The sequence below is a fragment of the Methanococcus mangrovi genome (assembly GCF_054506835.1).
The window spans coordinates 272178-297625 of record NZ_CP197114.1; the positions used below are offsets into that span (position 1 = coordinate 272178).

The following is a 25448-nucleotide window of genomic DNA, read 5'->3' on the forward strand; positions in this document are numbered from 1 at the left end:
AAATAGTATTTTCTTTTTTTTTGAAATTAATTTAAAAAAATTTAAAAAATGTCGTTTATTTTAAAATTTCAGTCAAATTTATTCTATCTCCGACTTTTGGAGTAAATACCTTATTTTCATTAAATCCTTCTGAAACAGCCCAGTCTTTAAATATTTTTACGACTTCTTCTTCACCGTGCTGGATTACGAGGGTTTCAGGATTTGCCTTTTTTACAATATGTCTTAATTCATCCATTTCACCATGTGCCGAAAATTGGTATGATGCAATTTCAAATTTAGGTTCAATATCAAATTCTCCCATCTCAAGTTTTCCGGTTTCAAGCAAATGCCTTCCAGCAGTTTCTTCAACCTGATATCCTGTAAATATCAGTGAATTTTTAGGTTCTTTCATAAATTCGGTAATGTATGGAATTATTGGGCCGCCTTCAAGCATTCCTGCAGTACTTACAATAATTCCGCCGTTTTGTCTGATTTCTTTTATTATTTTTGGCCTATCTTTTGATTCGACTTCTGTAACGTTCAAAAATGCGGCTTTTAAATCATCAGGATGGTTTAAAAATGCAGGATACTGGAGCATTATCCTTGTAATTTTTCTTCCAAGCCCGTCAAAGTATATTGGAACTCCAAAATCATGTCTATTCAGTATCATTAAGATTTCTTGACTTCTATCAACCGCAAATACTGGAATTAGCGGAATTCCTCCTCGTGCAAGTGTTTCTTTTATTTTATTTATGAAATTTTTTTCTGCTTCTTCTCTATTTTCCTGATTTTTGTCCCCGTAAGTAGATTCAACAATTAAACAAGCAATGTCTTCTTTTGTGTATGATAGATCAGCACCTTTTACAAGGTCTGTATCGCTTACTTTAGTGTCTCCCGTATAAACTACTCGTTTTCCACTGTAATTTAGGGATATTGTTGAACTTCCAGGGATGTGGCCTGCATTAAAAAATTCAAATTCAAAATCTTTGAAGTTTTTTGGATGATTGTATCGAGCTTTTCTAAAGAGATTTAATGATTTATTAACATCTGCTTTATCATAAGGGATGTCCTGTCCTTCTGCACCCGCGATTTTTATAGAATCTCTTAAAAGTTCTTTTGAAATTGCTTTTGTAACTTCTGTAGCATAAATTGCAGGAACCATGCCTTTTCTGATAAGTATTGGGATTCCCCCGGTGTGATCGAGGTGTGCGTGGGACGCAAAAACACAATCTGCATTTAAATTATCTAAATTTGGGTATTCTGATTCTTTTGGAGATAATTTTACACCGCAGTCAAATAGAACCGTACTTTTTTCAGTTTTGAGTTCTACACAACTTCTTCCAACTTCACAAGCTCCGCCTCTAAAATAAAGTTCCATTTTACCGCCTCTTAAAATGAATACTAAGGTTATGTTTTATAATGTATATAAAGGGGTAAAAACAAAATTAAGATAGAAATGTATTAAAATGATTGGCAGATACACTTCAAACTTTGAAAATTATGCCGTATTTTAATTTAAAATCGATTAATAATTATCAATTGGGTGGTTTAATGATTGATTCCCACGTACACATCGATACAAGGCCTTACGAAGATTTTGAATTGATGGCAGCTGTTTTTGATTGTGTTATTACTCACGCACACGACCCTTTAAAAATGAGGTCTTTTGATGTAGTTCTTGACCATTTTGACAGGATTTTAGAAAATGAAATGGCAAAAGCACAGAAAAATGGTTTAAAAATGAAGGCCTGTATTGGAATCCACCCTCGAGCAATTCCGCTAAAAATAGATTATGAAATTTTAAAAGAATATCTAAAAAAAGAAAATGTTGTTGGTGTTGGAGAAATCGGGCTTGAAAAGTGTAGCAAAGAAGAAATTGAAGTTTTTGAAAATCAGGTAAATATTGCAAAAGAAATGAATTTACCAGCAGTAATTCACACCCCAAGAACGAACAAGACGGCAGTTACGAAAAATATCATTGAAGTTCTCGATACAATGGATTTACCAATCGAGTTTAAGAAAAAAATAGTAATTGAACACGTTACAAAAGAAACTGTCCCGATTGTGTGGGAAACTGACTATAAACTCGGAATTACTGTTCAACCTCAAAAATTAACTCCAAATGATGCTGTTGAAATACTTGGGGAGTACTGTGAAAGGAGATTTTTATTAAATAGTGACAGTTCTTCTGCTCCATCTGATATAATGGGAGTTCCAAAAACTGTTTTGAAACTAAAAATGGCAGGATTTGACGAAAAGGTAATAAAAGCTGTTTCTCATGATAATGCAGCAAATTTATTTAATATTAATTAAATTAGTGAGGGGAATAATATGGACGGAAAAAAACTTGTGATATACTATTCGCTTTTTGAAAATACTGAATATGTAGCAAAAATAATTTCAGAAAATACCGGAGCGGATTTGTTAAAAATTGAAACTGTAACCGAAATTCCAAAAAAAGGATTGGGAATGTTTTTAGAACTTATCAGGTTTTTATTATTTAAAAAAATGCCTGAAATAAAAGAAATCTCCCTAAATTTGGAAGATTACGATGTTATATTTATTGGAACTCCAGTATGGGCAGGAAATATGTCTGCTCCTTTAAAGACGTTTTTTTCAAAATACAAGTTTGACGGAAAAAAAGTTGCAGTATTTTGCACTGCCGGAAAAAGCATTGGAAATACGCTTGAAAATATGAAAAAAGAGCTTGTTGATAATGAAATTGTTGGTGCAACTGTATTTTTAGATGTATTAAACAACAAGGCAGAAACTGAAAATTACGTAAAAGAATGGCTAAGTACAATGTATAAATCAAAAGAAGAAGAGTAATCTTTCAAAAAAAAATAAAAAATAAATTATTTTAATACTTTTTTTAAGTTTTTAAGTTTTTGAAGCGTAATAAATCATGTATATAGCAGATAATCCTACAAGAATGTATAAAATTCTTGCAACTGTCGGGAAGCTTCCAAATACTACCTGAATAAGGTCTATATTAAAAGCTCCAACGAGTCCCCAGTTAAGACCCCCAATTATTACCAGAACAATAGATACCCAATCTAATGCATCCTTTTGTGAATGGGTCTGCGAGACGATACTGGGCCTTTTTTCAATGTGATGTTCACCTTCCATAATACCCCCTCAATTTTATGCAAGGCTTTTATGGCCTTAATATATTCTATTTTCAAAAGGGTTAATATATGTTTACGTAATTTTGCGGTATTTAACCGTTAATTTACCAAAAAAACGGTTTTAAATGGATTTTTTAAAAAAGGCATAATTCAAAATTGCATAAATTTATATATCCGGATGTTGTAGGAATCATGATACTTCAGTTACAGTGCGGGGGAGTATCGGGCCTTTAAAACAGCAATGAAGGTGAGTTTATTCCAAAAAAAGGATTTTTTTTGAATAAAATGTCTCATACAACAATAAAAGACGGAATAGACTGCGTAATAAGCAAAGATTATTTTTACAAAACTGAAAGCTACTACGAACTGATAGTAAGGGAAATGTCTGATGAACATAAGGTTTTTCCAAGTAGCAGTGATGTGTTAGATGCATATATCGTTCCAGTAGCACTTAAAAGGGCAGAACTTGCGGGAATTCCTATTTTAGAATGGGATATAGCTTCAGGCTACGCTCCAACTCCTTCAATCGTTTATTCGGTAAATTATTTTTCAGACCCCTCGATGTATTATATCGCTAAGAATCGGGAAGAATCTCGAAAAATATCAAAACACGTAACAAACTGCGGAAAATATCCTTTTTGTTACCAAAAAGTTCCCGAAAATTTTGAAATGGTCAATTTTTCAATATTTTTTGGAGAAGTATGTACCGAAAATCAAGTTATAAAACAGCTTGCAAATAAAATTTACCAGACCTTTAAAATTCCGCTGATTAACGCGTTATTTGTAATTATCGACGAAAAGATATTTCTTTCATCGCTATCTCCTGTAAAGGTATCAAAACTTTCAAAAGACGAAAAAATAATGATTGAAAAGACCTTGTTGGTGGATTAAATGGGAAAATTTGGAGTGTTTGTTGACAGACAAACTCTTAGCAGTTCAAATCAACTCCAATCTTTAATCAGATTTCGAGATATTGCAGAATCAATGGGCCACGAGTTTTATTTCCTGTTCCCAAATGAAATACACAAAATAAAAACACTGAACGGCCTATTCATAAGGTCCAAAACTGACCCGATGAATATAAGCTACGTAGCATCAAGGATTGCAGAATTAAACGGCGTAAAAGTAATAGATGATTCAAAATCTATTCAGATATGTGCTGATAAAATAAACATGTATCTGCACATGATGAAAAATAATGTGCAATTGCCAAAAACAAGATTTTTAAGAAAGTCTGATAACAACATTGAAAATTTAAGCAATATTATTAAAGAAATTGGACTGCCGTTAATCGTAAAAGAGCCTTCAACCTCCTTTTCGATGAGGGTTGAAAAAGTAACTTCATTAGAGGAATTTTCAAAAGTAACTTCCAGATTCTTAAGACTTTCAGATATTTTGGTTGTACAGGAATTTATCGAAAGTAGATTTGATTGGAGAGTTGGAATTTTAAATGGCGAAGTAATTTATGCCTGCAAATATTTAATTCCAAAAGAGACGTTCAAGATACAGGACTGCGTGGATGGGCACAGGGTATACTGCACTGTTGAAAGCGTAATGTTTGACGAAGTTCCAAAAGAAGTTATAAATACGGCTTTAAAAGCTGCAAATGCGGTTGGAACAGGTCTTTATGGGGTAGATTTAAAAGAAAATGCTGGAAAGGTTTATGTAATCGAGGTAAACGATAATCCATCCCTTGAAACGACTGAAGATGAATTTTACCCCGATGCATATTCAAAGATTGTATCATATATCATGGATAATTCAGGAAATAAATTTTCAAGTACAAAAATGAATTTTTCAGAAGCAATCGATTCAGATGGTGTGGTAAATGATAGGGACTGAACACGAATACTCAATTAATAATAATGATTTAAAAGCAGTACCTGTTTCAGATTTGATAATTGAAGAAATTTCTGGAAAAGTACAGAATGAATTTTCTTTTGGAACAGTTGGCATTTCAAAAGAATTACAAAAACACGTGATAGAATTTAAACCAAGCAGTCCTTCGGAAAGTGTTTTAAATCTTGAAAACCAGATTGTGACAGGTTTAAAAAATTTTTACGAAAAGACCAATAATAAGTACAAATTATTGGGGCTTGGAATGCACCCAACTTTAAATTTATCAGAAACTTCATTTTGGAACCACGATGAAAGGGAAGTTTTCGATACTTATGATAGAGTATTTAACTTAAGACAGCACGGATGGATGAATATTCAGGCTTTGCAGGTAAATATAGAATATTCAAGCGAAGAAGACCTCGTTAGAAAGCACAACAAGCTTCGAACGCTTTTGCCATACCTTGTAGCAATAACTGCATCCTCCCCGATAGTCGAAGGAAATGTAACGGGATACATGGATAACCGTCTTTTATATTACAAAAAAAATCAGAAAGAAATCCCGGAAATCTGTGGAAATTTAATACCTGAAAAACTCGAAAAATCTTCTGATTATGAAAAACTACTTGAAAAAATGTACGTAGAACTTAGAAAAAAAGATGCAGAAGTTTTATGTGAAGAATGGGTAAATTCAAGAGCTTTAATTGTAAGGCGTGGAAGAAAATGTGTTGAAATAAAAATAATGGATGAACAGGAATCTATTTATGCAGATATGGCCGTTTCAGCATTTATAAATTGTCTTTTAAGAGTTAATGATTTGAAAGTAGCAGAAGACGACGAAACAATACTTGAATTAACTGATATTGCAATAAAATCCGGAACAAAGAAATTAAAAGCAGAATTAGAATCTTTATATAAAAAAGCAGTTTCCGTTGCAACTGAAGAAGAAAAATCTTATTTAACTCACATTCAAAACAGGATTCAAAATGGAAATCTTTCAGAAATTATTCTTAAAAAATACAATTCTGAAAAAGACATTTCAAAAATATTAAATGAAGCAGAATTCTGTTTAAGAGAAAATAAAACGATGTTTTAGATTTTATTTTCACTTTTTTAATTTGTCCTGTAAATTTTTCGCAGGATTTTTAAATGAACATGGAACATTACACAAACATTTTCCACAAACGTCTGCAACTCCATATTTTTCATAAACTTTTTCATTTGATAAGCATACTTTATAACATTCCTTTCGATTAAATTCGTTTATTTTTAAAGCTTCTTTTTCACATTTTTCAATGCAAAGTTTGCAAGTACCATTATACTTATACAAACAGTATTCATAATCTGGTTTTTCATTAGGTTTTAATTTTACAGATGTAATCAAACTTCCAAATCGGCCGTTACAGCCTTTTTCTGTAATTAACATATTGTTTAGTCCAAAAGTTCCAAGTCCTGCAATTTTTGCAACGTGCCTGTGAGACCAATAGCTTATCAGTTTTTCTTTGTCAAAATTATGGGTTGGAGGAATTTTTGAAGAAGTATGATTCATTTCACCTAATTTTTCAGAGAGATAGTCGTTTAATTTTTCTATCATTTTATTTGTTTCAACATATGCAATTGCCCAAGTCTCAGATACAAGTCCGGGTTTTGCATTTCCAAGGTTAATTTCTTTTTCAAACGGCAAAAAGTAGCATATTACACTTTCTGATTCACTCAAAACTTCTTTTGGAGTTAGATGTTTTTCTGAAATTATATTCTTTAATTCTAAAAATTCTGGATTGTTGGAATCTGCAAATCCAACAATTGGGGTCAGCCATTTTGTTTTTGTGTTGTATTCTTTTGAATAATTTTTTACAAATTTAATAATAAGATTTTCAATTAATTTTTCCATAAATCTCACCATAACAACATGATTATCTGATTCTTTAGTTTTTTATATGTCTTCTTATAAAATATATTCAAAAATATCGGGAGATTTCAGATGCTAAAAACTAAACTTTGGGATATTGAATTTAAAAATCCAGTATTTCTTGCAGCAGGGGTCATGGGTGAAACTGGAAGTGCCCTAAAAAGGATAGCAAAAAATGGTGCAGGAGCAGTATGTACCAAATCTGTTGGAATTGAAAAAAAGCCTGGACACAACAATCCAACAATGGTTGAGGTTGAAGGCGGCTTTTTAAATGCAATGGGACTTCCAAATCCGGGTGCAGAGGAATATGCTGGAGAAATTGAACGAATAAAAGACGAAATGAAAAGAATGAATGTTAAAATCATCGGTTCAATTTACGGTAAAAACGATTCTGAATTTCAAAAAGCTGCTGAAATAATTGGAAATTACGTGGATGTTTTAGAATTAAACATATCATGCCCTCACGCAGGTGGCGGATACGGTTCATCAATCGGCCAGGATCCATATCTATGTAAAAACGTGGTATCTGCCGTAAAAGACGTTTCAGATATTCCAGTTATTGCAAAATTAACTCCAAATGTAACAGACATTAAAGAAATTGCAAATGCAGTTGTAAATGCCGGAGCTGACGGAATTGTTGCAATAAACACGCTTGGCCCAGGAATGGTAATTGATATTGAATCAGGAGTTCCAATCCTTGGAAATAGGGTTGGTGGAATGAGTGGAAAAGCAATAAAACCAATTGCAGTTAAAAATGTTTACGATATATGTTCAGCAGTGGATGTACCAGTAATCGGTGTCGGTGGAATTACAACTGGCGCAGATGCAATAGAATTTATGATGGCAGGAGCTTCAGCAGTTCAGGTTGGAACTGGAGTTTATTACAGGGGATATGACATATTCCAAAAAATAAATAACGAGATTGAAGAATATCTACTGAAAAAAGATTTAAAAATGTCCGATATCATCGGAATTGCCCAGAAATAATTTTTATTTTTTTATCCGATTTTAACAATCAGGAAACCTGTGCGTAGAATTTATATACCAAAAACGAGAATATATATAGTGAAACTGTTTTATTATTTTAAAATATTTCGTTATCTCAACTGTTTTAAAAGTTTAATCTGCTACTGAGGTGGTTATTTGTATAAAATTTTAAAAATTTCTGATACCGTGAGAATTCCCCCTAAAATGTTTGGAAACCCGTTAAGCGAAAACGTAAAAAGGGTTTTAATGGAAAAATACGAAGGAATTCTTGATAAGGACATCGGATTTATCCTTTCAATTGTTGATGTGGATAAAGTAAGTGATGGAAGCATAATTTACGGTGATGGTGCAGCATACCACGAAACAGAATTTAACGTGCTCACATACGTTCCAGAACTCCAAGAAGTAGTTGACGGAGAAATCGTTGATGTTGTTGAGTTCGGTGCTTTTGTAAGACTTGGCCCCCTTGATGGTTTGATTCACATTTCACAGATTATGGATGATTTCGTAAGCTTTGACCCAAAAAGAGAAGCAATTATTGGAAAGGAAACAGGCAAAGTTTTAGAAAAAGGCGACAGAGTAAGAGCTAGAATAGTTGCAGTAAGTTTAAGAGAAGAGAAAAAAAGAGGCAGCAAAATAGCTTTAACAATGAGACAGAATGGTCTTGGAAGACTTGAATGGCTCGAAGATGAAAACGAAACACTAAGTGAAGAAAATTAATTTTTTCACCATTATTATTTTTTATTTAATTTTAATTTGAGGTGAATTTAAATGAATGCATGTTTAAGATGCAAATACATCACAAAAGAAGATACCTGCCCAATTTGTGGATTTGATACTTCAGAAAATGTTAGGGGTTTATTAATCGTACTCGACCCTCACAACTCAGAAGTTGCAAAAAAAGCAGGAATTGACATAAAAGGAAAATATGCATTGAGCGTTAAATAACTTGAAATTTGAATTTTTGTTATAGTGACCTTTATGTATTTATTAAACGACAAAGTAGCTCACGAATTGAAAAAACCTTTCGGAAAAGTATATAAGGAACTTCCCATTATAGAAGGAAAGGTCGTTTCTATAGGTGATGTTACTACAAAACACCTTTTATTGAATGGTATAATACCAGACTTATCAATTTTGGACTTTAAAACTAAAAGAAATATTCCTGTTGACATCCCTCACAAATTTAAAACAATTTTTGAGGTCGAAAATCCTCAAGGGTGCATTTCTGATGAAGCCATAGAAAGGATTAAATACCTTTCCACCATACATGATAGAGATATGGCTTTAATCATTAAGGGTGAAGAAGACTTACTTACGATTCCTGTAATAAAGTACTTCCCCGAGGATACCTCAGTCATTTACGGACAGCCTGATGAAGGCATGGTACTGTTAAAAATCACAGACGAACTGAAACAGAAAATTGAAAAACTTCTAAAAAACATGGAAACAAGGTGATATGGTATGGATATAAGCATTATCTCAGACAAAAATAACCCATTATTACACAGAAGGGAAATAAAATTCACAGTATCTTTTGATGCAGCTACCCCTTCAATCAAAGACGTAAAAATGAAACTTGTTGCAGTTTTAAACGCAGACAAAAAAGTTCTCGTTGTTGACACATTAGACCAGGTTTTTGGTAAATTGGAAGCAGAAGGTTACGCAAAAATCTACAACGACGAAAAAGCAATGTCAGCAATTGAAACAAAATCCGTTTTAGAAAAAAACAAAATTGAAGAAGAAGCAGAAGTAGCGGAGGAATAATATGGCAGCTAAAAAAGGAAAAAAAACATCAACAAAAAAATCAGACTACTACAAAGTTGAAGGAAACACTGTAGTAAGATTGAAAAAAGTATGTCCAAAATGCGGTGCAGGCGTATTCATGGCTGAACACTTAAACAGATTCGCATGTGGAAAATGTGGACATTTGGAATACAAAAAGAATGAAAAAGCAGAAAGTGAAGAATAATTTTTTTTACTAACTTAAACCTCTTTTAACGTTATTTAATTCTTTTTTTATTACTTCCAATTTAATCTACACCCTATGTTCAATAAATTACAAATTTTTCAATTTAGTTAATCTAAACTCCCCAAGGTACGAATATCCACAACAGGATTTTTCAAAAGCCCGTAAATGCTGATATTTTTACTGGGATTTTTTACAGGAACGTAAGCTTTTGATTCAGGGCATTTTTGGAATTTTCCAAGAACACATAACATATCCATTGAAAACTCAAACTGTTCTTTAGGATAGTGGTACTTGAAATATTCTAAAATCCATTCTGGTGGTTTTTCAAGGTTTATAATATCTTCATGCATTGCCCAATGGCATATAACGTTAATTAGTTCCATGGTTACCCCCAATTTACATTAACGGCACTAATTAGCATTTGGTAGATATGTAAAAAATAGTTATATTTTTTATTTTTAGGGAGTTTAACATAAACTACATGATAATATTTTTAAAAAGCCATAAATATAGTTTACTATCCATCAAAACAACCTAATTTTGATTAAACGTAGTTTAATTGGCAATTCAAGGTTTTAAAAAATTAAATTTTATTTATTATTAATTAAATTTTCATCTATGAATTCTTTTAAGGCCAATTTAATCTCTTGAGTAGTAGTCTGGTATAGTTTTACTTTGTCTTTTAAGGTTTCAATTCTTTTTTCGCCCATGGTGTTGTATATGATTATATCAGGGTTTTCAAGAAGTAAATTTTCAACCGGGGATCCTCCCCCATTGCCGTCACAAGGAGTATTTTGAACCCTTGAAATGTTCACTACTTCATAATTTTCGTCAATTTCAAAAATTAAGAATAACGCAGTTTTTCCAAAATGTTCACAGATTTTGTTTTCAAATACGGGTACTGCTATTTTCAAATTATCACTCTGATTTTTATTTTCTAAAACATCCTTTTCTTTTAAATTTCTGTAATCCATATCTCTCATCATTTATATATTTAAATATATTTTAACGCGTATGTGGGGATATGTAATGGCGTAAAAATTGATATAATTATTTTTCTTTTCATAATTTTAAAAATCGAGCTATTATATTAGATATTTTTATTAAAAAATTTAAAAAAAGTAATTTAAAATTAGTTTAATTTTGTTAAATTTCCATTCAAGAATTCATTTAATGCTGATTCAGTATCTTCCAAAGAGGTTTGATATAGTTCAACAACGCTTGCAAGCGCATTTACGCTTCTTTGACCCATATTTACGAAAACAACTGCATTAACTCCTTCAGAAAGTAAAGTTTGAACTGTGGTTCCAGGTCCCTGTGCATGGGCGTGTTCAGCTTCGTGAGCAGCTCCATGACAAGGGGAGTTTCCAACTTGTTTTGAGCCAATTATTTCATTATTTTCGTTTATTTCATAAATCATAAAAAATGGAGTTTTTCCAAAATGCGAACAAACTGTTTTTTCATCAAGTACAGGAATTGCTAATTTCAAATTATCGCCTTATTTTTTTAATTAACTATATTAAAATCTCCCTCTTCCAAAGCCCATTCCTCTTTTGCCACCTCTGCCCGCACCGCAAAAGCTATTTCTCATTCCGCGAGCATCGATAACATTATCTTCAGAGATTTCTTTTGATAACTGATTTACATCTTCATCAGATATATCATTACCAGTTTCTCTTTTAATGATATTTTTGATTTCATCAGAAGTCAAACCCATTCTAAAAAATCTTCTAATTCCAAGTCCAGGGTAGGCAGTCGTGTTGGTTAATTTTCTGCAAATACAATTTCTATGAAGTCTGTAATCCATATAATTCACCTTATTTTATGCAATAACTATTTTCGCACATATGTGCATATTTATTATATTAAAAAACAACTATATAATACTACCCTTTTTTAGAAATTGCAGGTTTTAAGTCAATATTGGGTTATTAACAAAAAAACAAAATGTGATTATTTGAGTTTGCCGTAAAAATCATTCCAAATTCTTTTAATTTCACTACCTGCAGGGCATTCATAATTTACAACGGGAATTCCATTCTGAATCGATTTATTTACCGTGATATCAAACGGAACTTTTCCTAAAATTTCAAAGCCAGATTTTTCGCAGTAATCAGTTATTTCCGAAGTTTTTTCGAGGTTTATATCATATTTATTAATTATTACATAGCTTTTAATATCAAAAAATGAGGTAAGTTCTAAAACACGGCTTAAATCATCAAGACCTGACTGTGTAGGTTCCGTTACAACTACTGCATAGTCACACCCTGTAAGTGATGCAATTACAACGCAGCCAATTCCCGGAGACCCATCAATTAACAAGTTTTCAAAACCCTTGTTTTCGAGAGAATTTTTTCTAACTTCAGTTACGATTTTTCCAGCGCCTTCTGCTCCAATATTTAGTTTTGCGTAAGATAAATACCCATCTTTAATTTTACAGGAAAAAACATGTCCTGTAACGTTATTTACCATTTTTACAGCATCAACAGGGCAGACGTATTCGCATAAACCGCAACCTTCGCATTTTAATAAATTTACTTCTATTTCGGTAGTTATTGCACCAAATCGACATTCTAAACATTTTTCACATTTAATGCATTTTTCAGGGTCAATAACTGCGCTTTGAGAACCGATGTAGTTATTGGTTTTAATTATCTCATTTTCAAACATTAAGTGTAAGTTTGGAGCTTCAACATCGCAATCAGCGATATTTTTTTTATCTAATAATTCTGAAAATGAAGAAGAAATGGTAGTTTTTCCAGTTCCACCTTTTCCGCTTATTATAACAATCTGTTTCATAATATCGACCTCTTTTCAAGTTCAGAGGCAATATTCTGTAAATTTTCTGTAAATTCAACGTCAGAATTAATTAAAAGGTCTCCTTTTGAATATTTATTTGCAATATTTCTTGAAAACGGAATTTTTCCCAAAATATCGATTTTTTCATTTTTACAGTAATTTTCAATGATAAAATCAAATTCATCAGATTTATTGATCAAAACACCAAATGGAATTTTTAAATACTTCAAAACTTCAACTGCAATTTTTAAATCGTGAAGCCCAAATTTGGTCGGTTCTGTAACGAGAATTGAATAGTTGCTATCTTCAACAGTGGTTATGACACTGCAAGAACTTCCCGGAGGTGCATCAAGTATGTTTATTGATTTTTTATCTAAACATTTTTTTAAGTTGGATATTACGGGAACTCCTGACGGTTCCCCTATATTCAAAACTCCCCTAAACACGCCTAAATTCGGGGTATTTTTAGATTTTCCAGATTCTATTTTCCCAATTTCTCTTGAAATTTCTGAAATTGCCTGAACAGGGCATGCGATGTAACAGAGTCCGCAGTCGTGACATAATTTTTCAAAAACAGTTGAATTGTTTGGGGTTATTGAAATAGCGTTAAATTTACATAATTTACTGCATTCGCCACAGTTTGTACATAAACTTTTATTAATTTCTGGAACTTTTTTAAAGACCTTTTTTTCATTTTCAATATCGGGTTTTAAAAAAATAAACCCGTTTGGCTCTTCTACATCAAAATCAAGGTAATTAACATTATTATATTTTTTTGATAGAAGAACGCTTAAATTAGTAGATATTGTAGTCTTTCCAGTCCCGCCTTTTCCGCTCAATATTGAAATGTTCATACTTTTTCCTTACATGCCATGATGTGGCTGTCCAGGCTGTTTTATTTCAGATAATTCATTTTTTTCAAATAATTCGATATTTTCAAGAACCGTATTTGCAGTTCCCTTGTAAATTTTGATATTTTCGCCATCTAAAACCTGTTTTGCATTTGGGCCCATGTTACCGCTTATTACTGCATCGATGTTTTGTGAAATTACTGTTTGTGCAGAGCCGATACCTGCGCCGTGTGCAGAATCTCCATTTGTATTATCGATTACGCTGAATTCTTTTGAATCAGTATCGTAAATTATAAAATAGGGGCTTCTTCCAAATCTTTGTTCAAAATTGCTTTCTAATGTATTTCCGGTACTTGTAATACAGAGTTTCATGACTGTTCGCCTCGTTTTACTTTTGTAAAAATGTGTAGTAAGATTCTATATATAGTTATCCCCATATGTGCAATATTTAAAAATCCTATTTTTTCAAATGTACTCAAAAAAATACGCTAAAATAAAATAATAAAAAAGCACACCCTGTTAAAAAATTTAAAAACGGTTTAAATGGTATTTAAGCGAGATATAAAAGTAAAATAAATAAAATGGCAACTGCAACTATCAAAAGGGTTATTCCAATTAAAAAGTACTTTTTAAAGCTATCGTTTTCATGTATCTCTTTACCAAATCCTGCAATTATCAGCAAAAATCCTGAAATTGGGAGTATGATTAGCATCGAGTCCCAATCTTTTGTTATTTCAAGGTATGCGGTTATTACAATAAAAAGTACCCCAAATGAAATATTTATTTTTTGTAAGTCTCTTAACATCTGTTCATCAGATTTCATAAAAAATCACCTTCCCCCAAGGTAATATCTTTTAAATCTGTTATTGGTTATTTTTTAGCCCAAGAATACTTAACGTTCTTACTATATCTGTTTTAGAAATTATTCCCATGATATTTCCATTATCCGAAACATAAACACGGTCGGTGTTTGTCATGCCCTGAATTAATTCGTTTAATTTTGCATCTGGCGATACCATTACTGGTGGAGACATCAAATCTTTTATTTTGGTTGTTTTTGATTCAGCAGAAGATATTTCATTCATTGTAATCGTTCCAATAATGTTTCCATTTTCAAGTACCGGGTAGCCCAAAAATCTGTTTTTAAGCATTAAATTTAAAACATCGTCAACAGTATCTTTCGAATCAACATAAACAATGTTTTTGGACATTATATCTTTTGCAGGAACGTTTTGAAATAGTGTATCTGCAACGAGTGCCCGGTATTCCTGGGACGCTCCAAAGTAGATAAATACTGCAATTAAAACGAGGATTACATTGAAATTTATTAATCCTGCAATTAGCAAAAGGAGTGCAAAATACTGGCCAACTGTTGATGCAATTTTTGTTGCCTTCATATAACTCATTTTGGTTAATTTTGAAAGAAGTGCCCTAAATACCCGTCCTCCATCCATCGGAAATGCTGGAAGTAAATTAAAAATCCCAAGAAGTATATTTAATCCTCCAACAGTTTGAAAAAGCGGGTATTCTGCTAATGTGTAGTCAGTCACTGTTGAAATGCCAAGAAGTGCGCTTCCAAGTATTAAACTGACTAAAGGCCCTGCAATCGCGATTTTAAACTCCCCTTCTTTTGAAATTTCGCTCATCATTGCCATTCCACCAATTGGCAGGAGCAGTATTTTTTCTATTTTTACGCCATATTTTTTTGCAACGTACGAGTGCCCAAGTTCGTGCAAAACTACGGATGTGAATAAAAACATGTATAAAATTAGCCCTTCAATGCCCCAGAAGTAAAAAACAACAACTAACAGTAGTATAAACGTAATGTGGAGTTCTATAGGGATTCCCATCACGCGTGCTATTTTAAAAGATTGCAAAAATTTCCCCTCCAAATTCGATATAGTATATTATTGATATCTACATATTAATAATGTGTTTTGATGAGTTTATTTAATCGGATAAATTCAAAAATATTAAAAAAACAGTAAATTGGTAATTTTTTGATTTAATCTTTCTTTTTTGAATATTCTATGATTTTTAGAAGTATTTTTTCAGCTTCTTTTAAATTGTCATTTGAAATATTCATGTCAAGTTCTAAGAAAAGGGTTTCTATATAATCAGTATACTTTCCTTTTTCGATTAAAAGCTCTTTATAGTCGTAAATCATCTTTCTAAATTTTTCCTGCTTTATTTTTGCCATATCGTCTTTGATATTGTCCCAGATTGTTGATTTTTTTAGGTCGTATTCTTCGGCAATTTTTCGAATACTTTTGCCGTCGATGATTTCTTCGATAATTTTTTTCTTGATGTCGCCTTCAACTTTTTTTGGTCGTCCAACTTGGTCTGTAATAGATACATCAACCCCAAATATTAAAAGACGGTTCAAAGCTCCTTTATTTTTCTTTTCCATGTATTCATATACCGATTTTGGCATTGTAACTTCGTCTATTCCTTGTTTTATTAAATCCTCTACCTCTGTTTTCGATAAATATTTTGAGGTGTGGTAAGTTTTATATTTTTCAGACATTTTTATCATCTTTAAATTTCGTTTAAATTGGATTTTTAACGTTAAAAAAGTGTTTTGACATCCGGTTAACCAATTAATTGGTTTTTATTATTTAAAAAGTTATTTGTGGGTAAATTATTTGAAATTATTTAAATTTGGCCACTTTTATTTTAATTTTTAAAAGATATATTTTCGGAAGAATTGTCCGAAAAACATTTGAAAATTTGTTCAAAGGTCGTACCAATCTCCAATTTTAGTAAGTTCCTTTTTAATGTCGTCAACAGTAATTTTCAAGTAGTGCATTGTGGTGTTTATTGACTTGTGCCTTAAATATTTACTCACTTTTTCAAGCGGAACTCCATCATTTAACAGGTGTAGTGCCCTACTTCTTCTAAATGTATGTGTTGAAAACTCTTTATGAATTTTGGCGTCTTTAGTATATTTTTTGACGAGTTCCCATGCATATGTCCGGTTTTTGAACTTAAAAAGTTGGTCATTATCTTTTAAATCGTTATCAACGATATGTCCGAAAATATCTTCGTTTAACCACTCCGGAATAACGCAGATTTGGAATGTTTCGGTTTTAGTGTCTAACAATTTACAAACGCCTTCGTTTAAATTTATATTTTTTACTTCAATTGTCAAGAGTTCTGAGACCCTGAGTGCCATTCCATAGAGCATTTTAAAGAACAGTTTATGTTCTTTAGAGTCTACCGAATCGATAAATACTTTTAACTCGTCTTTTGTAAGCCAGTCTTTACAATAATGCCTTGTCATGGTATCAACATAAATTTAAGTTCTTAAATATTCTCAATTGTTAATTTAATATTGTATTCATTCTTTATATAGTTATTTGGCTATTTTTAACCGTTTTTGTTTATATGTATTATTTTATATATTCAAATATTTCTACTTATAATTTTATTTACTAATCTATCTAAATATTAAAATATTTATTTATATAACTAAATAGATTCTATAATTACGGTATTTTGTCCGGATATTTTAAACTAACAATTTATCTAAAATGTTAGGTTTGAAAAATAGTATATACAAAATCAAAAAATAGCTTTTTTTAGCTACAATTACGAGATTAATGGATAAATTTAACGAAAAAAAGATTCATTCTATTTTTAATTTTTAAAAAGTAGATATTAATTTTTTAAAATTTCTAAAAAAGGATAATTAATCGAGGTAATACTTAAAAAACGAATTAAATGGGGTTTTTTTATGGTAAATTATCAATGTAATATTGATATTAATTTATAACCATATTATAATAGTAAATACTAAGATTAGTTATAATACTCATACATATCGACATTTTTCGGGCGCAATGTATATATTACTCTATAATGATATTATATTTTGTAGTAGGTATCTGATTAAACGATATATAATAATAGTAAAAAGACGATTTGAAACTATTTTTGGGGTTAATTTAAGGGAATGGGATAAACACGGTGTTATAACTATTCGGGGGAAATGTATTTAGAACATAACAGGGGTTAGTCACATTTCGGGGGGCGTGTGGCTAATCGATATTTTTTTACTTTTGAGAGTTTTAGAAGTTTTTCATTTTTTAAATTTTAAATTTATTTTTTATTTTTATTTTTACTTTTTTAGTCCAGTCAACAGATAACTTGATATAGGAGTATATGCTATTACTGATAGTTGGCGATGGATTGAATGTAAATCCTTTTGATCGGAAAGACTAATAGTCAAAGCCCAAATTTCTCCATGTCGTTATGATTTATGAGGGTTTGACTATAACCTCGTGAATCATAATTTGGGAGTTAATTTACTCTTTTTAAATTTATGATTTTTTCAAAAGATTATTCAGAATTTATATTCGTATTCATTTTTGACGTAAAATTCAAAAAAGAGGATATACTATGGAAAGTTTTAAAAATTTAGGTTTATCTGACGAGATAATAAAAGCGTTAGAAAAGAAAGGTTTCACAAACCCAACCCCTATTCAAGAACAAGCAATCCCTATTTTAATTGAAGGAAAAAGAGACGTTGTCGGCCAAGCTCAAACAGGTACCGGAAAAACCGCAGCATTTGGTATCCCTATTTTAGAAACAATTGACGAAAGCTCAAGAGACACACAAGCACTTATTTTAGCACCTACAAGAGAACTTGCAATACAGGTTGCAGAAGAAATCGATTCAATCAAAGGTTCAAAAAGATTGAACATCTTCCCAGTATACGGTGGCCAGTCAATTGACAGACAAATCAGAGAATTAAAAAGAGGAGTTCAAATTGTTGTTGGAACCCCTGGAAGAATACTCGACCACATTTCAAGAAGAACAATAAAACTCGAAAACGTTTCATATGTAGTTTTAGACGAAGCTGATGAAATGTTAAACATGGGATTCATTGACGATGTAGAAGAAATCTTAAAATCAGTAAGCACTGAAAAAAGAATGCTTTTATTCTCAGCAACACTTCCTGACAGCATCATGAAACTTGCTAAAAACTACATGAGAGAATACGACATCATCAAAGTTAAAAGACAGCAGCTTACAACAACTTTAACTGACCAGTCCTACTACGAAATTCACTCAAGAGATAAATTTGAATTACTTTCAAGAATTATCGATGTAGAAAAAGAATTTTACGGTTTAATCTTCTGTAAAACAAAAGCAGATGTTGATGAAATCTCAAGCAGATTAACAGAAAAAGGATACGCTGCAGAAGGTCTTCACGGAGATATGACCCAAGCACAAAGAGAAAAAACACTTGAGAAATTTAAAGCAAGAAAAATCAACGTTCTCGTAGCAACCGACGTTGCAGCAAGAGGAATCGATATCAGCGACTTAACACACGTTGTAAACTACGATATCCCACAAAACCCTGAATCATACGTTCACAGAATTGGAAGAACAGGAAGAGCTGGAAAACAAGGTTACGCAGTTACATTTGTAGAACCTTCGGAATTCAGAAAATTCAAATACATCCAGAAAATCGCAAACACTGAAATCAGAAAAGAAGAAGTTCCGGATGTTAAAGACATAATCGGAGCTAAGAAAAGAAAAATTGTTTCAGGAATAAAAGAAGTTTTAGAATCTGGAAAATACAACGACTGCGAAAAAATGGCTGCTGATTTATTAGAAGATGCAGATCCACAAGAAGTTCTTTCAGCAGTTTTAAAATACGCATTGAAAGATGAATTAAGCGAATCCAACTACAAGAGAATTGGAAAACCTGCAAACAGGGAAGGAAGAGACAGAGGCGAAGGAAGAAGTGAAGGTAGACGAGACAGAGGCGAAGGAAGAAGATCCTTTGTATCTGGCGGAAACGTTAGGTTATTCGTTGCTCTTGGTAAACTCGACAAAATGAACCCTAAAAAATTAGTTGACCACATCTCAAAAAAATCAGATGTTAAAGGAAGAGACATCGACGATGTAAAAGTATTTGAGAAGTTCTCATTTGTAACAGTATCTTCAGACAATGCAGAAATAATCCTCGATTCATTCAAACATGAAAAAAGAGGAAGAAGATCAATAATCGAAGTTGCAAGCGGCAACTAATTACTTTTCTTTTTAATTAAAATTATTTTAAATTCTTTTTTTCAATTTTTAAAACAGAAAATCTTTTTCGGAAATTTTATAGGTTTGTCAAAAATATTAAAATTCTAATAGTTACATTCCTGATGATTTTATTTACTTATGTTACTGATTCATCAAGAATTTAAAATATTTTACTTTTAATCATCATCACAATCATCACAATCATGATGATGATCATTATGACAGCATTCTGTGTCGTAAATTGAAGAATCCGTCCTGTTCGAATTGCCCTCTTTAATATTTCGAATCTCTTTTTTAATATTTCGAATAAATAGCGTTAAAATTGTCGCCATAACTAAACAAGAGCCTGCTAAAATCGGTAGTAACGATACCATAGTTTTACCCCTTATTTATTTTCATCAAAATAACAAATTAATATTTATGTCGGGTCTATTTTAATGTAATTATATTTATGAGTGTTTGTAACAATTCTTAACAAAAACAACCTATTCCCACTTTAGAAATTTTAAAAAAGATTATTTTTATTTGAATTAATTTTTTTAATCAATATTATTTCGAAATTGAAATATACGTTTTTCAACATAATTTTATCAGAGTCGTTTAGGGGGCGGTATTTTTGAGCGTTTACGATTTTGATTTAAACCTTCAAAAAGTATTTTACAATTATTTTAAAGATTTTAAAAGTGTAACTTGGAAAAACTGGTTAGATATATCTTCAAGCGAAGAATACGAAGAAGCAATTTTTAAAAATTCGGGTCTTTCAAGAGATATTCTCGATGAAATTCATTTAAAAAAAACTGATCCAAAGGATTTTTCACTAAATCCAAAAGTGTTTTTAAAGAATGGTCTCGAAAAAGAGGATGTACACGATTTATTTTTGAACGACACCGCAATTGTAACTCACACTTCAGGAACTTCTGGTGGGGATATTACAAAATTAAAGTGGTTTTTGATTTCAGATGATTTTTTAAAACGAGTCTGGGTTCCCGGAATGCAGGCAATATTTGAATCAAGCGGTTTATCAAAAAATAAGTCGGCAGTGATTTTTGTTCCAAGCCGTATCAAGGTTGATGGACTTTCAAAAGTTGAAGATTTAAATCTTATTCGCCTTTACACGTCGGAATTTTCTCAACGGGTTGTTTTGTCGCACATTCGCCCTTCTTCATATTTAATCGACGAATACAAAAATGCGCTGAATATACTTACAATTTCAAAAATACTAACTCTTGATGATATTTCTGTAATTTCTGCCCCTGCTGCAACGATTATCAAATGGGCAGATATTGATAAATTAAAAATGGGACTCGAAAAATCAATAAACTCGATCGATTGGAATAGTTTAGGAAATGAAAATTCAGGAGCTTTCGAACTAAAAAAATTGTACGAAAGAATTGGAATTGATAATTTTGCAATTGAGATTCAAAACCGGCTTTCAAGAGCACTTACAGATTCTACACTGATATTTAGCATAACTTCCCTTTCAAAAGATGAATGGGCGAAAATCCGGAAATTTATGGGATGGAATGTTGGTGAAGAAAAGTTTACAAACCTTTATGTTGGAAGCGAAATCGGGCCGTTTGCAGGGGGAATAAATAAAGAAGATAATTATCGAATGTATGTATTTCCCTTAACGTATCCCGTAATTGAACGAAAAGGAAAAAAAGAATTTATTTCTAAAACTAAAGATAATTATGGGGTTTTACTTGTTTCAAGGCCGGGTTCAATTCCATTAATAAATATCGATACTGGCGATGTAATAACTATTTTAAATCAAGAAGGGGTTCCAAAAATTTCCGGTGAAATTTTAAGGTCTGGCTTTAAATTAAAATTAGAAATGAAACTTGAAGGTTTTCCAAAAAATACCGAATTTTTTGCAGGAGATTACTTTGATATTGGTGGAATTGAGGTATTCAACCCTCGAAAGATGGTTTCGTGTATGGGGCAGAGATTTGGATTGGAAAAAGATAATCCTGTACTTTTGGTTTCAGGGGAATCTTACAAAATGGTTTTACCGCTTGAAAATAATAAAAATGTGCTTATTGATAAAATAAAAGAAGAAATGCCAAACTGTTCTATCGGGCAGGATATTGAAGAAGCTCTGAAAAATGATAAGATTTCCGTTGAAATGGGGAATACAAATGTTAAAACTTCCATTGATCACACGGAACTTTTAGAAAAGGTTAAAAAAGGCGATCTTCCAAAAGGGGTCCTTAAAAAATGGCCATTTTATATTTTAAATGTACCTGAAAATTCAAAAATTTAAAAAAATCATTTTTGTTTTAAATTTTGAGCATGGAAAAGTATTTATAGAATAATCACCCTTATTAAGTTGTTCGTGCGGAGATGGCCCAGCCTGGTACGGCGCGGGACTGCTAATCCCGTTACTCTCTGAGTAACCCGAGTTCAAATCTCGGTCTCCGCGTTTCTCTTTTGATGTGGTTTTTTCAAGTTTTATTTATATAGTTTTTATACTGATTTTCTTTCTTAGGTCACAAATTTACTCCTATGACGTTTACCGCTCCTATTGACGTGAGGGGTAAGGGGACCAAAAGGACGATGACCAGTCAGGGTTAGGTAATTATTAACAAATACGTGGGATTTTCCTAAAAAATAATAAAACTTTTCCTAAATATTGTGTTTTAGATTTTTTTCAAAAATAAAAATATTTTGGTAACCATGGTAACTTTAATATTTATTTTATAATCTATTATTTAATTTAAAAAATACTTTTAATCTGTCTATTTTTTAGGTTACCAAAAAGTTACCAAAAAGTTACCACGTGGTAACCTCTAAAAAATATAATAAAATAAGGATAAATTATAATGTTTTTAAAAAAAGAAAAGTTAAAATTCGTCAACATTGATTTTGTAGAAAAGTTCAGCTTCTTTTGAATAATATAATTCGTTTCCTTTTTTGATTTCTTCAATTACTTCATTTTCTGGAACAATATATCCAACTAAGAACTGTTCAACTGTAAATGTTTTTTCTGAAAGCAGTTCTATCGAATTAGTTTCAAGGTCCTGAAATTTAATTTTCTGGAGTTTGTGGACTGAAAGTCTGTCATCAAGTACTTCTTCAACTGATTCGATTTTTCGGACTGCATTTGCAAATGAATCAGGATTTAAATAATTTTTATAGTCTTCAAATGCTTCAAAACCTGTCAATGCTATTCTATAAAGTGTCGCTTTTAGAATACCATTTAATTCATCATGTTTTTTTACATTATTCAAGATTTTTTCTTCAATTTCTGTCATGTTGGTTTCACCTGTTTATTTTAGTATTATGTTTTACTTTTTTACAACATAACTTATAATTTAGATATTATTTAAAAGTTTCTTTTTTTACAACGTAGTACTAAAATAAAATATTACTATATATCTAAAACAAAATACTATTTTATTTAAAAAAGATAGTGAAAGCATGTTAATTGAAACCCTTGGAAAAAAACACGTTCGAGAAATCTTAGATTTGTTAAATTTCCACGAAAGAATTTATTTTGGTGAAATCTGCGAACATGTTGCAATTAATAAGGGTAACCTAAGTAAAATTTTAAATTTGCTTGTTAATATTAGGATTTTAAAAAAGGAAGAAGAAGAGGAAGGTAAAAAATTAAATAAAACTTACTATTCTCTTACTGATTTTGGAAAAGAAGCTTATTCACTTTATAATGTTGAAAAAGAAATTGAAAGTAAGTATTCTTTTGAATAGAATTTGATTTTTGAAAGATTATAATGATATCCCTAAATCGTCTGAAAAACACTTAAGCTGTCGTTCTGTCATTGGCCACAGTTTTTTTAATGCGTGTTTTGTTGTTCGGTCGTTTAACAAATGATAAATCAGTAACACTACAGGTTGTCTGTATAATTTATTTTCAGAGTAACTTCTGTTTATGTATCTTTCATATCGGCCTTCTATAGAATTTATAACGTTATTTACGTCTAATTCTGAAATAAGTTCATCAAGTTCTTCCAAAATTAATAAATTAAGTTTTTCAGAGTAATTTTCTTCATAAAATTTGGAGTTGTCACTATTCAATAATTTTATGTACTCGGGTAGTAATTTATCTAAAAAACCTCTGTAATATGCCTCTTTTTGGGAAACAAGTTCATCTACTTCCATATATAAATCATCAACAACTTCAATTAGTGCCATACATTTTGCAACGTTTCTGTATAGTTTACTGTTTGGATGGTTTTTTTTATATAACTTATCATGAGTAACTTCACTGTATGAATGTTGCATTAGTGTTCTAATCTGTATTTCACAAGGCGTATCTACAGGGATTTGGCATTCTTCATACGTAATAGGTTCTTTATTTTTTACAACATAATGGACAGATTGGTAGTCAAAAACATTGGGTTTATGTATTCTTTCATCATCAAAATCTTTGTCTTTACTATAGTCCCAGATATCAATGCTTTTAATAATATTTTCTATCTTGCGTATGTCTGAACCAAGAAGCACCACAAAACGAACCCCTACTTTATCCTCAATTTGAGCATAGGGGTCTTTATAATTCTTATTTCTATTAAATGCCTTATCTACAATAGATTTTATTTCCTTTAATCTCGGTTCACAATTTATTTTTAGAAAATTCTCTGAATTGGGCATATCTTTTATTTTATTACATATTTCTTTTTTAACATACATGCCCCATGCCTTAAAAATAGGCATTTCTTTACAATATTTCTCAATAAATTGTTTTTCATCCATAATTTCACAGATTATTGTTTACTAAGTTTACCACGTATTTTTACAATAGTATGTTCATCTGTTGATTCTACTATTTCTACGGGTTCCTGGGTTTCTTCAAATGAAAATTTAAGCTGTACACCTGATGAAAAAGAAAGAGTTCTTGATTTAAGTTTTTTCTTAATTGGTTCTATATCTTTTGGAACGCTATGGAGTGGAACTTCTTTTTTTTCTAATTTATCTAAAAATTCAACTTGATAATCTGGTTCAATATACGTTTCAACAAATTCTTTTGCATTGATTTCTTTGGTATTTGAAGTAAGGTATGAATACACTTGATTGACTTTTAATACCTTTTCTTCTTGTGGAATCGGGAGGCCTGCAACAATGCTTTTCGCACCTTCCAAAAATCTTTTAGTGGCCCTTGCAGAATCTTCTAATGAACATCCAAGAAATGTATTGTAAAAATATATTGCAACATTGTTTTTTACAGCAGTTTTGGAAGTATTATCATCAAAAACAAATGCTTTGAAATCTTCTTTATTTCTAAGGCCTGATTTAGATCTATCTTCTGGATTCACATCGATAAATATTCCTACTTTATAAAGTTTCTGTGTTTCAGTTAATAGTAAATTTGAGATATACTGTAATTTATTATCTGTAAATTCGAATCCATCTTCCATTTCTGCTTTTATTACTGCTGAAAAATCATTCATTTCAGGGCCAGTCTGCCCTGTAATTATGATTACAATACCATTTGGAATATTTGGATTCGTTGCCTGTGCTTCTTGTAGATTCCATGTAAGTTGTTTAGTAGTTTCCACGTATTTATTCCAAAATTCTGGATTTTTATGATCTTTTTCAGGATTGGCATATTTGTATGTAGCTAAGTATGCCATTTTTTGAAAAGTACTTTCGGGGCTATCATTAGTAATTTCTAGATTCATCCTCTTAGATTCTTTATTTAAAACCCAGTTTAACCTATATTCTAACGCTTTTTTTCCTTCTTTGTCTAATTTTTCAAAATTATCACTAAAAATTGGTTTTTTAGCTTCTTCATCAGGAATTCTTTGGAATATTTGATGAACTATTATATTATCTAGAATAATATCTTGAAGTAAGTCTGTCATTAATTCACCCTCAATAACATAGTTAAACTAAATTAACTCCCACATAAATATAAAATTTCCGAAAAGAATTAAACGATTTAAATTTGATTAAAATAATCTTTTTTTGAAATTTTAATGAATAGA

32 protein-coding genes and 1 tRNA gene are annotated in these 25448 nt (G+C 31.2%); 15 read left to right on the forward strand and 18 right to left on the reverse strand.

The genetic code is table 11. From position 1 onward, the window contains the following. Positions 1–55 precede the first annotated feature (55 nt). Positions 56–1357, reverse strand: coding sequence for an MBL fold metallo-hydrolase (locus tag ACS5L2_RS01400; RefSeq protein WP_459201981.1), 1302 nt, complete (start codon positions 1355–1357; stop codon positions 56–58). A gap of 173 nt (positions 1358–1530) precedes the next feature. Here ACS5L2_RS01400 and ACS5L2_RS01405 point away from each other — a divergent pair, with 173 nt between their 5' ends. Together ACS5L2_RS01405 and ACS5L2_RS01410 are read left to right on the forward strand one after the other, a co-directional pair. Beyond that, positions 1531–2292 (forward strand): TatD family hydrolase, encoded by a 762-nt coding sequence (locus tag ACS5L2_RS01405; protein WP_459201982.1) that lies wholly within the window; start codon positions 1531–1533, stop codon positions 2290–2292. A gap of 18 nt (positions 2293–2310) precedes the next feature. Then, positions 2311–2808 (forward strand): flavodoxin family protein, encoded by a 498-nt coding sequence (locus tag ACS5L2_RS01410; protein WP_459201983.1) that lies wholly within the window; start codon positions 2311–2313, stop codon positions 2806–2808. A 51-nt stretch (positions 2809–2859) separates the two neighbouring features. On the opposite strand, the gene ACS5L2_RS01415 is transcribed toward ACS5L2_RS01410, so the two are convergent. Further along, complete coding sequence (locus ACS5L2_RS01415) at positions 2860–3108, reverse strand: DUF378 domain-containing protein (protein ID WP_459201984.1); 249 nt, start codon at positions 3106–3108, stop codon at positions 2860–2862. A 284-nt stretch (positions 3109–3392) separates the two neighbouring features. On the opposite strand from ACS5L2_RS01415, the gene ACS5L2_RS01420 reads away from it, so the two are divergent. From ACS5L2_RS01420 to ACS5L2_RS01430, 3 genes are read left to right on the forward strand one after another with little or no spacing between them, the layout of a single operon-like run. Continuing rightward, positions 3393–3998, forward strand: a complete 606-nt coding sequence (locus ACS5L2_RS01420; protein ID WP_459201985.1) for a RimK-like ATPgrasp N-terminal domain-containing protein — start codon at positions 3393–3395, stop codon at positions 3996–3998. Further along, positions 3999–4949, forward strand: coding sequence for an ATP-grasp domain-containing protein (locus tag ACS5L2_RS01425; RefSeq protein WP_459201986.1), 951 nt, complete (start codon positions 3999–4001; stop codon positions 4947–4949). Next, positions 4936–6039 (forward strand): glutamate-cysteine ligase family protein, encoded by a 1104-nt coding sequence (locus ACS5L2_RS01430; protein ID WP_459201987.1) that lies wholly within the window; start codon positions 4936–4938, stop codon positions 6037–6039. Before ACS5L2_RS01425 ends, ACS5L2_RS01430 begins: the two co-directional genes overlap by 14 nt. A gap of 9 nt (positions 6040–6048) precedes the next feature. On the opposite strand, the gene ACS5L2_RS01435 is transcribed toward ACS5L2_RS01430, so the two are convergent. Further along, positions 6049–6834 (reverse strand): epoxyqueuosine reductase, encoded by a 786-nt coding sequence (locus ACS5L2_RS01435; protein ID WP_459201988.1) that lies wholly within the window; start codon positions 6832–6834, stop codon positions 6049–6051. Positions 6835–6924: 90 nt separating this feature from the next. Between ACS5L2_RS01435 and ACS5L2_RS01440 the strand changes: the two genes are divergently transcribed. From ACS5L2_RS01440 to ACS5L2_RS01465, 6 genes are all read left to right on the forward strand, one after another. Continuing rightward, positions 6925–7839 (forward strand): dihydroorotate dehydrogenase, encoded by a 915-nt coding sequence (locus ACS5L2_RS01440; RefSeq protein ID WP_459201989.1) that lies wholly within the window; start codon positions 6925–6927, stop codon positions 7837–7839. Positions 7840–7995: 156 nt separating this feature from the next. Beyond that, the gene (locus ACS5L2_RS01445; protein ID WP_459201990.1) at positions 7996–8559 is read left to right on the forward strand and encodes a DNA-directed RNA polymerase; all 564 of its coding nucleotides are present in this window, start codon (positions 7996–7998) and stop codon (positions 8557–8559) included. 51 nt (positions 8560–8610) lie between these two features. Then, positions 8611–8787, forward strand: a complete 177-nt coding sequence (gene spt4, locus ACS5L2_RS01450) for a transcription elongation factor subunit Spt4 (RefSeq protein ID WP_459201991.1) — start codon at positions 8611–8613, stop codon at positions 8785–8787. Between the two features lie 33 nt (positions 8788–8820). After that, on the forward strand, positions 8821–9297 hold the full coding sequence (locus ACS5L2_RS01455; RefSeq protein WP_459201992.1) for a GTP-dependent dephospho-CoA kinase family protein: 477 nt from the start codon (positions 8821–8823) through the stop codon (positions 9295–9297). A gap of 6 nt (positions 9298–9303) precedes the next feature. Beyond that, positions 9304–9606, forward strand: coding sequence for a 30S ribosomal protein S24e (locus tag ACS5L2_RS01460; RefSeq protein ID WP_459201993.1), 303 nt, complete (start codon positions 9304–9306; stop codon positions 9604–9606). Between the two features lies 1 nt (position 9607). After that, entirely contained in the window at positions 9608–9811 is a 204-nt protein-coding gene (locus ACS5L2_RS01465; protein ID WP_459201994.1) for a 30S ribosomal protein S27ae, read from the forward strand. A 107-nt stretch (positions 9812–9918) separates the two neighbouring features. Here the strand turns inward: ACS5L2_RS01465 and ACS5L2_RS01470 are convergent, their stop codons facing one another. The 11 genes from ACS5L2_RS01470 to ACS5L2_RS01520 form a co-directional block, all read right to left on the reverse strand. Next, positions 9919–10194: a hypothetical protein gene (locus ACS5L2_RS01470; RefSeq protein WP_459201995.1), complete on the reverse strand. Its 276-nt coding sequence runs from the start codon at positions 10192–10194 to the stop codon at positions 9919–9921. A 207-nt stretch (positions 10195–10401) separates the two neighbouring features. Beyond that, positions 10402–10785 (reverse strand): NifB/NifX family molybdenum-iron cluster-binding protein, encoded by a 384-nt coding sequence (locus tag ACS5L2_RS01475; protein ID WP_459201996.1) that lies wholly within the window; start codon positions 10783–10785, stop codon positions 10402–10404. Between the two features lie 158 nt (positions 10786–10943). Then, positions 10944–11300: a NifB/NifX family molybdenum-iron cluster-binding protein gene (locus tag ACS5L2_RS01480; protein ID WP_459201997.1), complete on the reverse strand. Its 357-nt coding sequence runs from the start codon at positions 11298–11300 to the stop codon at positions 10944–10946. A gap of 30 nt (positions 11301–11330) precedes the next feature. Then, positions 11331–11618 carry a hypothetical protein gene (locus ACS5L2_RS01485; RefSeq protein WP_459201998.1) on the reverse strand — a complete coding sequence of 96 codons (288 nt, stop codon included), beginning with the start codon at positions 11616–11618 and terminating at the stop codon, positions 11331–11333. Positions 11619–11764: 146 nt separating this feature from the next. Next, positions 11765–12610, reverse strand: a complete 846-nt coding sequence (locus ACS5L2_RS01490) for an ATP-binding protein (RefSeq protein ID WP_459201999.1) — start codon at positions 12608–12610, stop codon at positions 11765–11767. Further along, on the reverse strand, positions 12607–13464 hold the full coding sequence (locus ACS5L2_RS01495; protein ID WP_459202000.1) for an ATP-binding protein: 858 nt from the start codon (positions 13462–13464) through the stop codon (positions 12607–12609). Before ACS5L2_RS01495 ends, ACS5L2_RS01490 begins: the two co-directional genes overlap by 4 nt. A 9-nt stretch (positions 13465–13473) precedes the next feature. Next, positions 13474–13833: a NifB/NifX family molybdenum-iron cluster-binding protein gene (locus ACS5L2_RS01500; protein ID WP_459202001.1), complete on the reverse strand. Its 360-nt coding sequence runs from the start codon at positions 13831–13833 to the stop codon at positions 13474–13476. Positions 13834–14011: 178 nt separating this feature from the next. Beyond that, a complete protein-coding gene (locus ACS5L2_RS01505) occupies positions 14012–14284 on the reverse strand; it encodes a hypothetical protein (RefSeq protein ID WP_459202002.1) in 273 nt (90 codons plus the stop codon). 40 nt (positions 14285–14324) lie between these two features. Beyond that, complete coding sequence (locus tag ACS5L2_RS01510; protein WP_459202003.1) at positions 14325–15338, reverse strand: site-2 protease family protein; 1014 nt, start codon at positions 15336–15338, stop codon at positions 14325–14327. A 128-nt stretch (positions 15339–15466) separates the two neighbouring features. Beyond that, positions 15467–15988: a hypothetical protein gene (locus tag ACS5L2_RS01515; RefSeq protein ID WP_459202004.1), complete on the reverse strand. Its 522-nt coding sequence runs from the start codon at positions 15986–15988 to the stop codon at positions 15467–15469. Positions 15989–16195: 207 nt separating this feature from the next. Continuing rightward, positions 16196–16744 (reverse strand): tyrosine-type recombinase/integrase, encoded by a 549-nt coding sequence (locus ACS5L2_RS01520; RefSeq protein ID WP_459202005.1) that lies wholly within the window; start codon positions 16742–16744, stop codon positions 16196–16198. A 1118-nt stretch (positions 16745–17862) separates the two neighbouring features. Here ACS5L2_RS01520 and ACS5L2_RS01525 point away from each other — a divergent pair. Then, on the forward strand, positions 17863–19503 hold the full coding sequence (locus ACS5L2_RS01525; protein WP_459202006.1) for a DEAD/DEAH box helicase: 1641 nt from the start codon (positions 17863–17865) through the stop codon (positions 19501–19503). 176 nt (positions 19504–19679) lie between these two features. On the opposite strand, the gene ACS5L2_RS01530 is transcribed toward ACS5L2_RS01525, so the two are convergent. Next, a complete protein-coding gene (locus tag ACS5L2_RS01530) occupies positions 19680–19877 on the reverse strand; it encodes a hypothetical protein (RefSeq protein ID WP_459202007.1) in 198 nt (65 codons plus the stop codon). Positions 19878–20119: 242 nt separating this feature from the next. Here ACS5L2_RS01530 and ACS5L2_RS01535 point away from each other — a divergent pair, with 242 nt between their 5' ends. Then, positions 20120–21766, forward strand: a complete 1647-nt coding sequence (locus ACS5L2_RS01535; protein ID WP_459202008.1) for a hypothetical protein — start codon at positions 20120–20122, stop codon at positions 21764–21766. 74 nt (positions 21767–21840) lie between these two features. Beyond that, positions 21841–21925, forward strand: a tRNA-Ser gene (locus tag ACS5L2_RS01540). A 421-nt stretch (positions 21926–22346) separates the two neighbouring features. Here ACS5L2_RS01540 and ACS5L2_RS01545 read toward each other — a convergent pair. Beyond that, a complete protein-coding gene (locus tag ACS5L2_RS01545) occupies positions 22347–22757 on the reverse strand; it encodes a hypothetical protein (protein ID WP_459202009.1) in 411 nt (136 codons plus the stop codon). A 166-nt stretch (positions 22758–22923) separates the two neighbouring features. Between ACS5L2_RS01545 and ACS5L2_RS01550 the strand changes: the two genes are divergently transcribed. Then, positions 22924–23211: a transcriptional regulator gene (locus ACS5L2_RS01550; protein WP_459202010.1), complete on the forward strand. Its 288-nt coding sequence runs from the start codon at positions 22924–22926 to the stop codon at positions 23209–23211. Between the two features lie 18 nt (positions 23212–23229). Here ACS5L2_RS01550 and ACS5L2_RS01555 read toward each other — a convergent pair whose 3' ends face one another. Further along, complete coding sequence (locus ACS5L2_RS01555) at positions 23230–24216, reverse strand: GTP pyrophosphokinase (RefSeq protein ID WP_459202011.1); 987 nt, start codon at positions 24214–24216, stop codon at positions 23230–23232. An 11-nt stretch (positions 24217–24227) separates the two neighbouring features. Then, positions 24228–25325: a nucleoid-associated protein gene (locus ACS5L2_RS01560; RefSeq protein WP_459202012.1), complete on the reverse strand. Its 1098-nt coding sequence runs from the start codon at positions 25323–25325 to the stop codon at positions 24228–24230. Positions 25326–25448 lie beyond the last annotated feature (123 nt).